We start from the raw sequence: 13,234 nt of genomic DNA, 5'->3' as shown, positions 1-13,234 counted from the left end.
ATCAGGCGCGTGGGTGGCGGGCCCGGTAGCGCTCTGCCATGGCGTTGGCCGCGATCATGGCGTGGTAGACATCCTGCTCGCTGACGCTCATCGGCATGTTGCCCATGGTGTCGAGGGGATCGCAGGCAAGCTTGGCCACCTGGCGCCACTCGCTCTCCACGAAACGGCTCAGCCCCATCTCCTGCAGGGTCATGGGCAGGCCGGCCAGCTGGATGATGCGCATCACCTCGTCCAGTTCGGCCTGGGGCGCGCGCTCGAGGACCAGCTGGGTGAGCAGGCCGAACACCACCTTCTCACCGTGCTGGGCCCGGTGCAGATCCGCCACCACCGACATACCGTTGTTGACCGCATGGGCCGCCGCCAGGCCGCCTGCTTCGGCGCCCACGCCGCTCAGATAGATGGTGGCCTCGATGGTCTGCTCCAGCGCCGGGGTGGTGACATGGTGGCGCACCGCGTCCATCGCCAGCTCGATGTTCTCCCCCAGCAGCTCGTAGCAGAGCCGGGCCAGCCCGAGGCCGGTGCGGGAGGGGCGCTTGCCCACCAGATTGATGCCGTCCGCCCGGTAACAGGCGCGGGCCTCGAAGTAGGTGGCGAGCGCATCACCCACGCCGGCGGCAAAGAAGCGGGCGGGGGCCGCCGCTATGATGGCGGTGTCGGCGATCACCACATCCGGGTTCTGGGGCAGGAACAGATAGCGCTCGAACTCGCCCGCCGGGTTGTAGATCACCGCGAGGGCGGTGCAGGGGGCATCGGTGGAGGCGATGGTGGGAAACAGCACCACGGGGCGGCGCAGGTAGAAGGCCACCGCCTTGGCGACATCCAGGGTCTTGCCGCCGCCGATGCCGACGATGACGTTGGCCCCCTGTTGTTCGGCCAGATCGCACAGGCGGCGGATCTCGATGTCGGTGCATTCGTAGTTGAACTTCTCGACCGCCCCCTTCAGACCTGCCTGCAGCAGGCCGGCCAGCGCCTCCTCCCGCACTCGCTCCAGAATGAACTCGTCGCTGACGAGCAGGGCGTTGTCGCCGAAATCTTTTACGTGATCATGGAGTTGGGGCAGCAGATCGTGGCCGATGATGAACTTCTTGGGGGAGGTGACGGTACGAGGCAGGATAGGCATGCAGTATTCCTCAAGGCAGTGAGCGGCATCCGCTTGGTATGCAAACGGGTCTTTCTGCCACACCATACGCCTCGTCTGGTGTGAGGTGAAGGAACAATCATATGCAAATGGGGCTATAGCAGATTCAAAATTAATCTTGATGATAATTTGATTGTTTTTGAAAGCTGAAGGGGTAACGCAACGCGCCCTCCATGGGGAGGGCGCACTGTGGCTACAGAGTAGGGGCGAGCAGTGTAGAGGCGTGCGAAGCGGAGGCGATGCGCGGCTCAGAGCTGCTTGTAGAAGAAGAGGGTGGCCGCCAGGGTGCCGTCGGCACTGCGGGCAAAGGCGGGGATTTGGCCCGCCTCCTGGTAGCCGAGCTGGCGATAGAGGCGGGAGGCGGCATCGCCCACCCGGGTGTCGAGTACCAGCAGGTTGCGGCCGGCCTCTCTGGCTCCTTGCTCCATGCTGGCCATCAGGGCACGGCCGACCCCCTTGCCACGGTGGAGACTGTGCACCATTAGTTTTTCCACCTCGGCGCGGTGACGGCCATTGGCCTTGGTGCACAGCGAGAGCTGGAGGGCGCCGACCAGCTGGTGTTGCAGGAAGGCGACCCAGAGCCGGCGGCTGCCCGCGGCCAGCTCCGTCTCTATGCCCTGCCAATAGACGAGCCCCTGCTCTTCGGTCAGCGGCGGCAGGAAGCCCACCGACGCGCCGCTGGCGACGCTGTCTTGCAGCAAAGTGATGAGGGCAGGCTTGATGCCCTGGGTGGTATCAACCTCAACTATGTCCATCAGGAGTCCTTGTCAACGAAGTTCACGCCGCCGGCCCGGTCTGCCGCGGCGCCTGCCGCCAACGGGACCGGCGGCAGGATGACTGGCTAGACTCGCCGTTTCTGCCGCCAATTTCAAGTCGTTGTCGCTCGCCGGGTGCGCCCGATCACGCCCTCCAGGCGGGTTTCCCTCAGCGGATGAGCTGCTGTTCGACCAGCCAGGCAAACAGCAGCCGGGAAACCGGAGAGATCTCGGCCATATGGCGGCTGTCGAGCCAGCGCAGCTCGGCGATCTCCGCCGAGGCGACGGGAGTGCCGTCAGCCTCGCCGGTGTAGCAGCGCAGCCTGACGTTGACCCCCTGCGGCTTGCCGTCGGCCTGGGCGCTGAACTCGCAGGCAAACGCCAGGGTGTCGGGCTTGAGTGCCACGGCCAGCTCCTCCTCGATTTCGCGCATCAGCGCCGCTTCATCGGTCTCTCCCGCTTCGCGCTTGCCGCCGGGAATGTAGTAGATGTGCTTGCCGTGGGAGCGGGCACAGAGCAGTTGCTGATCCTTGAAGGTCAGCCAGGCGAGTTTGTCGATCATGAACGTCTCTCTGGTGATGGGGTGGTGGCTTGTCCGCACAGGGTGCGATAGGAGCGGGTCTCCAGCCATTCGGGGTTCAGCCCGAGCTGGGCGGCCAGGGACAGCAGTTGCTGGCGATAATCTGGCAGCAGGGTTTCGTCATCGGTCATGATGGCCAGCTCGGCAAAATCACCAAGCCCCGCCAGGTGATCCAGGGTGACGTGGTACGGGCCGACGAAATAGATGCTGCGCACTTTGCGAAGGGTCAGTATCGGCTGGTAGCCCAGGGTGTGCAGCATGCTGATGGCCTTGTCGGCGTCGGTGATGTTGACCGCCTCGCAGCGATCGGGTTCGGGCCCCTTCACGATCCAGAGCTGGATGCCGGAGGGCTGCATGGCGCGGATCAGCAGGCTCTTGCCCGCCGCGCTCAGGCTGCGGTCCGGCGTGTCGAAGTAGGTGTCCTGCTCCTGGTTGCGCTCCAGCATCAGCTCGGGATTGAGGGCGGCGAGGGCTATGCTGAAGGCCTCGACATCGCCGAGCCTGTATTTGAACTCGACCTCGAAGCGGCCCTGAAAGTGCTGTGCTGACATCGGCAGGCATCCTTGAGTGTGCAGATTGGCATGGCGGGCAGCCTAGCAAAGTTGGCGGGCTGGCCCAAGGGGCAAGGCGGTAGGATGTGGAAACGATCTGTTTCCGGGGGCCATGGTTGATCAATGCGCAGCCTGTCGCCCTGATCAAGGGCAGGCACCGCACACGGTCGAGTCAGTTTGGGCATGGCGGTTGTTCACAAGCTCGCCGAGCGGCCGGCAAAAGTTCGCGCTGGCGCACAGGATGGGGCGTGCAGGCTGGGTGAGGGCAGACCCTTGTGTTTTAATCCTCGCCACGTTTGCGGCAGCCGCCCCGTGCCGGGCCGCTGCCTTCGCTTTGGCAAGAGGCAGGTGAGAAGATGCAAGTGACAGCAGAGAGCAAGTTTATCGGACTCGGGGTGGCGGGCAATTTCGCCGGTCATCTGGAGCAGGCCGGCGAGGCCTCGGATTTCGTGGCGGTGGTGGTGCGTGACACCAGCGCCCCCAAGGCGCTGTTCCCCTTCTACGTGCCGGGCCACCCCGGCCAGCTCGGGGTCTTCCCCTTGAGCGGCGACGCCATCTTCTTGCCGGAAGCGGCGGTGAGCGGCGATGAGAAGGTGCAGATAGAGCCGGAAGTGGCGCTCTGGTGCGAGCTAGAGTACGCGGGGGAGCAGGTGGTGGCCATCCATCCGCGCGCCTTTGGTGCCTACAACGACTGCTCCATCCGTCGTCCCAACGCCAAAAAGATCAGCGAGAAGAAGAACTGGGGCGAAGAGAGCAAGGGGCTGGCCCCCACGTTGCTCCCCCTTTCCCATTTCGCCGCCGGCTGCGAGCTCGATGACTACCGCATCGCCTGCTATCTGGAGCGGGATGGCGAGCTGTACCCCTACGGGGTCGACAGCGCTGCGGTGGATTACAGCTACTTCCACGGCCAGCTGCTGACGTGGGCCATCGACAAGTTCAACCATCAGCAGGACGAGGGGCCGGCCGAGCACATCCAGGGGCTGCTGGCCCAGGCCGGGCGCCCGGCCCATGCCCTCATCAGCATCGGCGCCACCTGCTATACCCCGTTTGGCGAGACCCACTTCCTCAAGCCCGGCGACACCGCCTGCGTGCTGCTCTATCCGGCCAGCCGTTATAGCGAAAGTGATATCCGTGAGGCCATTCGCACCCGTCAGTTCGGGCCGGATTTGTCTGTCCTGCTGCAGGCGGTCAAGACCCGCTGATGACCCGGCCTTCCCCCGTGCTGGCGGGGGAAGGCCGGCTGCGCGTTGCATCCGCTATCCTTCCCCCTCGCGTTTGTTGCCTGATCCCGCTTACCCGGCTCGGCCATTTGGCTTACCATTGCTCTTTTTGCCGAACACGTTGCTGAATACGTTGTTGAATAATGGGGTAGCCGATGGGCGAGTTGAAAACCATGGGGTTGTTTCTGGTGACGGCGCTGGCTGAGATCCTGGGCTGTTATCTGCCCTATCTATGGCTGACCCAGGGGCGCAGCGTCTGGCTGCTGCTGCCGGCGGGGTTGAGCCTGATGCTGTTCGCCTGGCTCCTGTCGCTGCATCCGACCGCGGCCGGGCGCGTTTATGCCGCCTATGGTGGCGTCTACATCTTCGTGGCCATCCTCTGGCTCTGGCTGGTGGACGGCATCCGGCCCAGCCTGTGGGATCTGGTGGGGTCGCTGGTGGCCCTGTGCGGCATGGCCATCATCATGTTTGCCCCCCGCGAGGCGTGAAGCCGCATCGCCCGCAGTTCAAGGAGAAGAAGGATGACGCTCATCAGGGCCTGTACTCTGCAGGATATGACCGGTCTGCTGGCGCTCTATCGGGAATTGCGCCCCCATGACCCTGCACTTGCGCCGGATGCTGCCCGTACGGCGCTGACGGCCTTGCTGGCGCAGCCTCATCTTCACCTGCTGGTGGCGGAGGTGGATGGCCAGCTGGCGGCCACCTGCCAGCTCGGCGTGGTAGCGACCCTGACCAATGGCGGCCGGCCGTTTGGCATGGTGGAGCACGTGGTGACGGCCTCTGCGTTTCGGCGCCGGGGCATCAGCCGACAGTTGCTGACCCATGCCCTCGCGCTCGCCTGGCAGCAGGATTGCTACAAGGTGATGCTGCTGTCGGGGGAGGGGCGCGAGGCGGCCCACCGGCTCTATGCGTCGCTCGGCTTCAAGGCCGGCATCGAGAAGGGGTTTGTCCTCAAGCATGTCGACGCCATGGCGCCGGCCGGGCAGGCTCCAAACAATCAATCTGTTGAGTGAGTACGATATGAAACTGGAACAGCCATCACGCGGGGATTATCAGGCCCTGATCGCACTGTGGGAGTCGTCGGTGCGCGCTACCCACCATTTCTTGCCGGATGAGGAGATCGCCACCCTGCGCGAGCTCATTCTGGAACACTACTTTGACGCCGTGACCCTCACTTGCGCCCGCAACGACCAGGGGATCGCCGGCTTTTGCGGGGTGCACGAGGGCAACATCGAGATGCTGTTCATCGACCCGGCGCTGCGTGGGGGCGGGGTTGGCCGCCTGCTGGTGGCCGATGCCATCGCCCGGCTGGGGGCGACCCGGGTGGACGTCAACGAGCAGAATGAGCAGGCGCTCGGCTTTTATCGCCACCTGGGCTTCGAGGTGGTGGGGCGCTCGCCACTGGACGGGCAGGGCAAACCCTATCCATTGCTGCATATGACACTGGCAGGCCAGTGACATCGGCCCAGTAAAAAACCGCCCTCGGGCGGTTTTTGTTTATGACGTGAGCAGGAAGGCCTGTTACTCCTCGTTGGAGTTGTCCTGATAGTCGTCGCGCTGGGCCTTGGGCAGGCGGCGCATGGGGGTAAAGCCGATATCCTCGCCCACCACTTCCCGCTTGCGGGCTGGGGCAGGCTTCTTGCCGCCATCGCTCTTCGCCTTGCTCTTGCCTGCGGCGGATTTGCCGTTGCCACCCTTGGCATTGGCGGCGCCACGGGCACGCGGCGGATTTTGTACCGGCTTGCTGCCCGGCAGGGTCTGCCGGCTCGGCTTGCCGCTCGGCTCATACCCTTCCAGGATCTCCACCGAGAGGGATTGGCCGATCAGCGCCTCTATGCCCTTGAGCTGGCCCAGCTCGTCCTGGCTCACCAGCGAGATGGCCTCGCCGCCACGGCCGGCGCGGCCGGTGCGGCCGATGCGGTGGATGTAATCCTCCGCCATCTGGGGCAGTTCGAAGTTGATCACGTGGGGCAGCTGATCGATGTCGAGGCCGCGAGCGGCGATGTCGGTCGCCACCAGCACCCGCACCTTGCCTTCCCGAAAATCTGCCAGCGCCCGGTTGCGGGCACCCTGGCTCTTGTCGCCGTGGATGGCGACGGTATCGAGCCCGTCTTTTTGCATCTGCTGGGCCAGGCGATCGGCAATCTGCTTGGTGCGCACGAACACCAGCACCCGCTGCCAGTTGCCGCGGCCGATCATGTGGGAGAGCAGCTCGCGGCGACGTTCCCGGTCGACCTGAATGATGCGCTGGGTCACCTGCTCGGCGGCGGTGTTGCTGGGATCCACCTCGATCAGGGTGGGCTCTTTGAGCAGGTCATCCGCCAGCGCCTTGATCTCGCTTGAGAAGGTGGCGGAGAACAGCAGGGTCTGCCGTTCGGCCGGCAGCGCCTTCATGATGCGGCGAATGTCGACGATGAAGCCCATGTCGAGCATGCGATCCGCTTCGTCCAGCACCAGCACTTCCAGCTCGGACAGGGTCAGCGCCCCCTGGGTCAGCAGATCCAGCAGACGGCCCGGGGTAGCCACCAGGATGTCGATGCCGAGCTTGATGGCGTCCAGATTGGGCTTGATGCTGACGCCGCCGTAGGCGATCAGGGTACGAAACGGCAGGTGGTGGGCATATTTGATGATGCTCTCACCCACCTGGGCAGCCAGTTCGCGGGTCGGGGTCAGCACCAGGGCCCGCACCTGACGGCGGCCACGGCCATGGTTGGCCAGCAGGCGCTGCAGCATGGGCAGGGTGAAACCGGCCGTTTTGCCTGTGCCTGTCTGGGCGCCGCCGAGCACATCCTGTCCGGCCAGAATGGCGGGAATGGCTTGTTGCTGGATGGGGGTTGGCTGTTCGTAACCCAGCTCCTTGACGGCCCGCAGGATGTGCGGAGACAGACCCAGTTCGTTGAATGACATGTTCGAGAGAGACTCCTCTGGTGAGCCTTGGGCTCAGCGGATGGCAGGTGCGCTGGCACCCGCCACAAGATGGAAATGATAACGGGGGCGTAATATAGCAGATGCGCGCCCTGCACGCAGCAGCCGTGTCGCGTTGTCCGGCCGCTGCGTGCAGCGGCCTCAGAGCAGGGCCAGGATATCGTCTCGCAGGCTCTCGGGTTTGGTGGTGGGGGCAAAGCGGTCAACCACCTTGCCATCCCGGTCGATCAGAAACTTGGTGAAGTTCCACTTGACGTTCTCCAGCCCCAGCAGGCCCGGTTTCTCCTTCTTGAGCCACTGATAGAAGGGGTGCGCCTGTTCGCCGTTGACCTCGCACTTGGCCATGATGGGGAAGCTGACCGGATAGTCGAGGGAGCAGAAGCGGGCGATCTCCTCTGCATCTCCCGGCTCCTGATGGCCAAACTGATCGCAGGGGAAGCCGAGGATCACCAGCCCGCGTGGGCCCAGTTCGCGATAAAGCGCCTCCAGTCCGGTGTACTGAGGGGTAAAGCCGCAGCGGCTGGCGACGTTGACCACCAGCACGACCTGGCCTTGCAGGGTGGACAAGGGCAGTTCGGTACCGTCAAGGCGTTGCAGGATAAGGTCGGGCAATGACATGAAGCACTCCTGTTGCATGGGGCCCATTCAGGGCGTATCGCTCCACGGTAACGGGCGCGACGGCGCGGAGCAAGCGCCGCTTTTCCCTTTGCCATGAAAGATCTGGCCCGGTCTGAGGCCATTTGAGTGCGCCGGATCACAGGTTGGCGAGGGCGACCAGATAATGGGGGCCTTGTGCGCCCGGATAGCGTATTGATGGTGGGACTTCTGAGGATAAGCAAACCGGTTTGTGTCTTGCCCTGGAAGTCGCTAAAAAGCGCGCTCTCTCCACTTGTTGCGAGTCAATCTTGGACTATCAAGCCGTCATGGACGCCATTTACACCCGGGGATGGGTGATAGTGGATGATTTTTTAACCGCCGCCGAGGTGGATGCCCTCAAGGCGTGTCTGCCGGATGCGTGGCGGCCGGCGGGGATCGGCCGCGATGCCCTGCATCAGGACAACCGCGCCATTCGCCGGGATCAGATCCACTGGCTAGAACCCTCCCTCGGTGCGCCGGTGGCCGACTATCTGGCCCGCATGGAGGCACTGCGGCTGGCCGCCAACCGGATGCTGATGCTGGGGCTGTTCGACTACGAGGCCCACTTTGCCCGCTATCGTAGCGGTGACTTCTATGCCACCCATCGCGATGCCTTCGCCGGGCGCTCCAACCGCCGCCTCACCTCGGTGTTCTACTTGAACAACGACTGGCAACCCCAGGCGGGCGGGGTGCTGCGGATGTACGATGACGACGAGCAGTTTTTGATGGATGTCTCGCCCCGAGGCGGGCGACTGGTGCTGTTTTTATCCGAAGAGTTCCCCCACGAGGTGTTGCCCGCCAACCAGGAGCGCTACAGCATCGCTGGCTGGTTTCGGGTCAACGGCAGCGGCAACGGCCGGCTCGATCCGCCGCGCTGAGCTCTTTTCATCCAATTTCTGACACAGGCGGGAATTTTTATGGCCGTTGTCGGCGGATGGGGCTCCCATCGGCTGACAAGGCTTGATCTCCCTTGCTACACTGGCCCGCACTTATCTTCGTATCTGGCTTCGTCCGGTTTTAATGCGGTTGGGTTTTAAATGGTGATGGCGAAGCCGCTTTTCCCAAGGGATCACATCTAATGAAGAACATCCATGTCTTGCTGCTGTGCGGCGGCGGTGGCTCCGAGCACGAAGTCTCTCTGCGAAGCGCAAATTTTCTCGAGCAACAGCTCGGTCTTTTGCCTGGGGTCGACGTGACCCGGGTCGAGATGTTTGCCGACCGCTGGCTCAGCGCCGACGGCCGCGAATGCAAGCTGGGGCTGGACAAGCTGCTGTCGTTTGACAGCGTGGCCCGTCCGGTGGATTACGTGGTGCCCTGCATCCACGGCTACCCTGGCGAGACCGGCGACCTGCAATCCTTCCTCGAGCTGGCGGGCCTGCCTTATCTGGGCTGCGATGCCGAGGCGAGCAAGATCTGCTTCAACAAGATCAGCACCAAGCTGTGGCTCTCCGCCATCGGCATCCCCAACACCCCTTATCTGTTCCTGACCGAGCAGAACGACGCGGCGCTGAGCGAGGCGAAAGCCGCGCTGGCCAAGTGGGGCAAGGTCTTCATCAAGGCGGCCTCCCAGGGTTCCTCCGTCGGCTGCTACTCCGCCAGCAACGAAGCGGATCTGGTGAAGGGCATTGCCGATGCCTTCGGTTACTCCGAGCAGGTATTGATCGAAAAAGCGGTCAAGCCGCGCGAGCTGGAAGTGGCGGTGTACCAGTACGGTGACGAGCTGGTGGCCACCTACCCGGGCGAGATCTGCGTGCCGCAGGACAAGTTCTACACCTATGAAGAGAAGTACAGCAGCGCCAGTCACACCGAGACTGCACTGCGCGCCGAGGGGCTGACCCAGGCACAGGCTGACGCCATTCACGAGTACGCGCTCAAGGCGTTCCGTCAGCTCAAACTGACCCACCTGTCGCGCATCGACTTCTTCCTGACCGAAGAGGGCGAGATCCTGCTGAACGAAATCAACACCTTCCCGGGCATGACCTCCATCTCCATGTTCCCGAAACTGCTGGAGCATCACGGTCACCGCTTCGCCGACTACCTTGAGCAGATCCTGCGCAAGGCGGTCTGAGGCCGGCGCCCGATCAGGGCGAGCTGAATGATGAAGAGGGGCCCGCGGGCCCCTCTGTCGTTGTTGCGGTGGGCGATGTCACATGGCTTCCGGGGTGAACAGCCAGATGTGCGCCCCTTGTGGATCTGCGATCAGGGCCATGCGCCCGACCCCCGGGATATTCATGGCGGGCACCACCACGCTGCCGCCGTGCTGGTTGACCCTGAGCACCCTGGCATCGACGTCATCCACCGCGATATAGGTTGCCCAGTGGGGTGGTACGCCGGCCATCTCGGGATTGCCCCGGGTGGCCTGCACGCCGGCGATCGGCCTGCCATTGGCAACCAGCATGGGGTAGTCGCCGCCCTCCATCGCCATGGTCTGGCTCTCCCAGCCGAGCACCTCGGTGTAGAAACGGATCCCGGCCTCGGCATCGGGCAGATAGAGCTCGTGCCAGGTGAAGGTAGTGCCTTCGGCCAGGGCGTGCTCGCGGGCAATATCTTGTTCTGCCATCGTCGTCCTCCTGTGTCCCATGCGTGGGTGCATGGGTTGACGACCAAGTATAGAGAGGCGTGGCCTCCCGGCTTGCCCCGGATGGGGGGCCTTGCTGCGCGGTGGACGGCTCGTTACAATCTGCCCCCTTTTTGTCCTGCCACAGGCATCGCCAGAGCCGCGTTCCATGAAGCCAATTCCCGATCACGCCGTCAATCGCCTGCGCATCTGGCGCAAGAGCGTCTCGACCCGACCCTTTCTCGCCCGTGGCGGCAGCGTGCCGCGCTGCGAAGCCTGTCAGCTGCGCCACGACTGGTGTGCCTGCGAATGGCGCCCCGAGCTCAAAGCCGAGGCCGGCTTCTGCCTGCTGATGTACGACAGCGAGCCGATGAAGCCCTCCAACACCGGTCGTCTCATCGCCGATGTGCTGCCGGATACCACCTGGGCGTTTCTCTGGTCGCGCACCAAGCCCCATCCCGAGCTGCTGGCCCTGCTGGCGGATCCCGTCTGGCAGCCCTATGTGGTGTTTCCCGCCTGCGAGAAGGAGCCGGCCCGGCTCACCTCGGTGGTGACCCCGCTCCCTGGCAAGAAGCCGCTGTTCATCCTGCTGGACGGCACCTGGCCCGAGGCGCGCAAGATGTTCAACAAGAGCCCCTATCTGGACGGCTTGCCGGTGCTCTCCATCAAGCCCGACGCGCTCTCCACCTATGGCATGCGGGTAGCGCACTGCGACGAGCACCTGTGCACCGCCGAGGTGGCGGCCTGCGTGCTGGAGGTGGCCGGCGAGCTGGCGGCGGGGCAGGCACTGCAGCTCTGGTTCAATCTCTTCAGCAGCCGCTACATGGCGGGTCGGGTCAGCCGGGCCCCCGGCGAGGATGAAGTTCATCTGCAGCAGGCGCTGGCCGACATCAAGGGCGATGGGGCGACCTGTGCGCCCGATGCTGCCTGAGCAAGACGGGTGAGGGGGCCGGCATGCTTGCCAGCCGCTTCACCGGGATGATTCATTGATGAAAATCAGGAATCAATTGCCTGCCACTGTTTCGTTAGCTTCATGAGCCAAGCCCCATTAGGATAGCGACCAGCGTTGTTCATCAGGCTCATGGCGAGCCTGCGCCGTGCGGGCCCTTGCCGGCCCCGTCAATGTTGTGAGGCTATGGATGGAATTGGAACTATTTACCCTGCTTGCCCTGTTCGGTGTGGCCCTAGTGGCCGGCTTTATCGATGCCATTGCCGGCGGGGGCGGCCTGCTGACGGTGCCCGCCTTGCTCGCCACCGGCATGCCGCCGGCGCTGGTGCTCGGCACCAACAAGCTGCAGAGCAGTTTTGGCTCCTTCTCCGCCACCTGGTTCTATGCCCGCAAGGGGCTGCTGGAGTGGCACATCATCTGGCCGGCGGTGATCTGCACCTTCATCGGCGCGGCGCTCGGCACCCTGGCGGTGCAGACCATCGACGCCGCCATCCTGGAGCGGTTGCTGCCCTTCCTGCTGATGGCCTTCGCCTGTTACTTCTTCTTCTCTCCCCGGGTGAGCGATGCCGAGAGCTCCCGCCGCCTCGCTCCCATGGCGTTCGCCCTGCTGGTGGGCGGCGGGGTGGGTTTTTATGACGGCTTCTTCGGACCGGGCACGGGATCGTTTTTTGCCATCGGTTTCGTGGCGCTGGCGGGTTTTGGCATGGCGCGGGCCACCGCCCACACCAAGCTGCTCAACTTCACCTCCAACATCGCTTCGCTGCTGTTTTTCGCGCTGGGGGGCAAGGTGGTGTGGAGCGTCGGCTTCTGCATGGCGCTGGGCCAGTTCATCGGCGCCCGTTTCGGCTCGAAAATGGTGCTCAAGCAAGGGGTCAAGCTGATCAAGCCGCTGCTGGTGACCGTCTCCTTGCTGATGTCCGCCAAGCTGGTGTGGAGCCAGTACCCCGAGCTGTTTGCCTGGCTGGGGTAAGCGCTTTTCGCCGACAGCGGCAGTCACGGCTGTCAACACTAAGGGGGCCCGATCCGCAAGATCGGGCCCCTTGTGTTGTGGCGCTCAGCCAGCCAGCGGCTGGAAGTGGGCTTGCAGGGCCTGCACCAGCTGGGCGATGCGCGCACGCTTGAGGCTGTTTGGCCGATAGACCAGGTGCAGCGGGCGGGCGAGCCCGGCGAGGGGGCGAGCCTGGGGCCCCTGTGCGCCGACCAGCGCCAGCAGGCCGGCCGGCAGCAGCACAGGGCCGATGCCGGCCTTGGCCAGCTCGATCAACGCTAGGTAGGAGTCGAGCTCCATGGCGGGGATGAGGCCAAGGGCCGCCAGCGGTTCGCGCAGGTAGCGGTTGGAGGGGTTGTCCAGGTCCATGGTGAGGATCTGGCGCAGGTCTTGATCGGCGTTTTCCCCCTCGCGCTGATCGCCTTCCACCAGATAGAAGGGCTCCTCCAGCAGCAGTCTGGCCTCCAGTCCGTGGCCCGGTGGCAGGCGCCCGGCGCAGATGCCGAGCAGGGCATCGCCGCTGCGCACCCGCGCCAGAATGACCGGTGTATGGTGGGTGGAGAGGGCGAGGTGGGGATCCTGTCGCAGGTAGTCGTGCATGAAGCGGGCGAGGTAGCCCGCCAGCAGGGTCTCGGAGCAGGCGACGGGCAGGGGAGTCAGGTCGGTGAGGATCTGGCTGTCGGCCAGCACCCCCTTCATCTCGGCGAGGCTGGGAGCGACCCGGGCCAGCAGCTCTTGTGCCTGGGGGGTGAGCCTTATCTGGCGCCCGTCCGGCTCGACCAGCTTCTTGCCGAGGCGCTGTTCCAGCTGGGCGATGCGCTTGCTCACCGCCGACTGGCTGATATAGAGCCGGCTGGCCACCTTGGCCATGGTGCCTTCGCTGGCCAGCAGGCAGAGTGTCTCCAGCCCTTCCAGTAACATATCGCCTCCCGTCG

16 protein-coding genes are annotated in these 13,234 nt (G+C 64.3%); 8 read left to right on the top strand and 8 right to left on the bottom strand.

All coding sequences use genetic code 11. From position 1 onward, the window contains the following. Nucleotide 1: 1 nt before the first annotated feature. From ACPW75_RS09460 to ACPW75_RS09445, 4 genes are all read right to left on the bottom strand, one after another. Nucleotides 2-1,120: a glycerol dehydrogenase gene (locus ACPW75_RS09460; protein WP_016350588.1), complete on the bottom strand. Its 1,119-nt coding sequence runs from the start codon at nt 1,118-1,120 to the stop codon at nt 2-4. A gap of 266 nt (nt 1,121-1,386) precedes the next feature. Then, nucleotides 1,387-1,893 (bottom strand): GNAT family N-acetyltransferase, encoded by a 507-nt coding sequence (locus tag ACPW75_RS09455; RefSeq protein WP_077097085.1) that lies wholly within the window; start codon nt 1,891-1,893, stop codon nt 1,387-1,389. A 169-nt stretch (nt 1,894-2,062) separates the two neighbouring features. Next, on the bottom strand, nt 2,063-2,455 hold the full coding sequence (locus ACPW75_RS09450) for an NUDIX hydrolase (RefSeq protein WP_179101472.1): 393 nt from the start codon (nt 2,453-2,455) through the stop codon (nt 2,063-2,065). Beyond that, nucleotides 2,452-3,024, bottom strand: coding sequence for a class IV adenylate cyclase (locus tag ACPW75_RS09445; protein ID WP_077097081.1), 573 nt, complete (start codon nt 3,022-3,024; stop codon nt 2,452-2,454). The genes ACPW75_RS09450 and ACPW75_RS09445 overlap by 4 nt, the downstream gene beginning before the upstream one ends. Before the next feature lie 356 nt (nt 3,025-3,380). On the opposite strand from ACPW75_RS09445, the gene ACPW75_RS09440 reads away from it, so the two are divergent. The 4 genes from ACPW75_RS09440 (at nt 3,381) to ACPW75_RS09425 (ending at nt 5,702) form a co-directional block, all read left to right on the top strand. Then, a complete protein-coding gene (locus ACPW75_RS09440) occupies nt 3,381-4,226 on the top strand; it encodes a DUF5718 family protein (RefSeq protein ID WP_077097079.1) in 846 nt (281 codons plus the stop codon). A gap of 173 nt (nt 4,227-4,399) precedes the next feature. Beyond that, on the top strand, nt 4,400-4,732 hold the full coding sequence (locus ACPW75_RS09435; RefSeq protein ID WP_011706244.1) for a YnfA family protein: 333 nt from the start codon (nt 4,400-4,402) through the stop codon (nt 4,730-4,732). Between the two features lie 33 nt (nt 4,733-4,765). Next, nucleotides 4,766-5,257 carry a GNAT family N-acetyltransferase gene (locus tag ACPW75_RS09430; RefSeq protein ID WP_077097077.1) on the top strand — a complete coding sequence of 164 codons (492 nt, stop codon included), beginning with the start codon at nt 4,766-4,768 and terminating at the stop codon, nt 5,255-5,257. Between the two features lie 7 nt (nt 5,258-5,264). After that, nucleotides 5,265-5,702: an acetyltransferase gene (locus ACPW75_RS09425; protein WP_077097075.1), complete on the top strand. Its 438-nt coding sequence runs from the start codon at nt 5,265-5,267 to the stop codon at nt 5,700-5,702. Nucleotides 5,703-5,765: 63 nt separating this feature from the next. Here the strand turns inward: ACPW75_RS09425 and ACPW75_RS09420 are convergent, their stop codons facing one another. Continuing rightward, entirely contained in the window at nt 5,766-7,151 is a 1,386-nt protein-coding gene (locus ACPW75_RS09420; protein ID WP_011706241.1) for a DEAD/DEAH box helicase, read from the bottom strand. 159 nt (nt 7,152-7,310) lie between these two features. Beyond that, nucleotides 7,311-7,787 (bottom strand): glutathione peroxidase, encoded by a 477-nt coding sequence (locus tag ACPW75_RS09415; protein ID WP_016350595.1) that lies wholly within the window; start codon nt 7,785-7,787, stop codon nt 7,311-7,313. A gap of 287 nt (nt 7,788-8,074) precedes the next feature. On the opposite strand from ACPW75_RS09415, the gene ACPW75_RS09410 reads away from it, so the two are divergent. Both ACPW75_RS09410 and ACPW75_RS09405 read left to right on the top strand, forming a co-directional pair. After that, nucleotides 8,075-8,683 (top strand): 2OG-Fe(II) oxygenase, encoded by a 609-nt coding sequence (locus tag ACPW75_RS09410; protein ID WP_016350596.1) that lies wholly within the window; start codon nt 8,075-8,077, stop codon nt 8,681-8,683. A 200-nt stretch (nt 8,684-8,883) separates the two neighbouring features. Next, entirely contained in the window at nt 8,884-9,873 is a 990-nt protein-coding gene (locus ACPW75_RS09405) for a D-alanine--D-alanine ligase (protein WP_016350597.1), read from the top strand. Nucleotides 9,874-9,951: 78 nt separating this feature from the next. Here ACPW75_RS09405 and ACPW75_RS09400 read toward each other — a convergent pair whose 3' ends face one another. Next, complete coding sequence (locus tag ACPW75_RS09400; protein WP_029301010.1) at nt 9,952-10,365, bottom strand: VOC family protein; 414 nt, start codon at nt 10,363-10,365, stop codon at nt 9,952-9,954. Nucleotides 10,366-10,531: 166 nt separating this feature from the next. Here ACPW75_RS09400 and ACPW75_RS09395 point away from each other — a divergent pair, with 166 nt between their 5' ends. Both ACPW75_RS09395 and ACPW75_RS09390 read left to right on the top strand, forming a co-directional pair. Continuing rightward, nucleotides 10,532-11,293: a tRNA-uridine aminocarboxypropyltransferase gene (locus ACPW75_RS09395; RefSeq protein ID WP_045789937.1), complete on the top strand. Its 762-nt coding sequence runs from the start codon at nt 10,532-10,534 to the stop codon at nt 11,291-11,293. Between the two features lie 208 nt (nt 11,294-11,501). After that, the gene (locus ACPW75_RS09390) at nt 11,502-12,281 is read left to right on the top strand and encodes a TSUP family transporter (protein WP_011706235.1); all 780 of its coding nucleotides are present in this window, start codon (nt 11,502-11,504) and stop codon (nt 12,279-12,281) included. 84 nt (nt 12,282-12,365) lie between these two features. On the opposite strand, the gene ACPW75_RS09385 is transcribed toward ACPW75_RS09390, so the two are convergent. Next, nucleotides 12,366-13,220, bottom strand: coding sequence for a LysR family transcriptional regulator (locus ACPW75_RS09385; RefSeq protein ID WP_077097071.1), 855 nt, complete (start codon nt 13,218-13,220; stop codon nt 12,366-12,368). Nucleotides 13,221-13,234 lie beyond the last annotated feature (14 nt).

The organism is Aeromonas sp. FL131 (assembly GCF_049860615.1).
Lineage (GTDB): Bacteria > Pseudomonadota > Gammaproteobacteria > Enterobacterales > Aeromonadaceae > Aeromonas > Aeromonas hydrophila.
The sequence above is the reverse complement of the archived record's forward strand: the minus strand, read 5'-3'. Positions and strand labels throughout refer to the sequence as shown.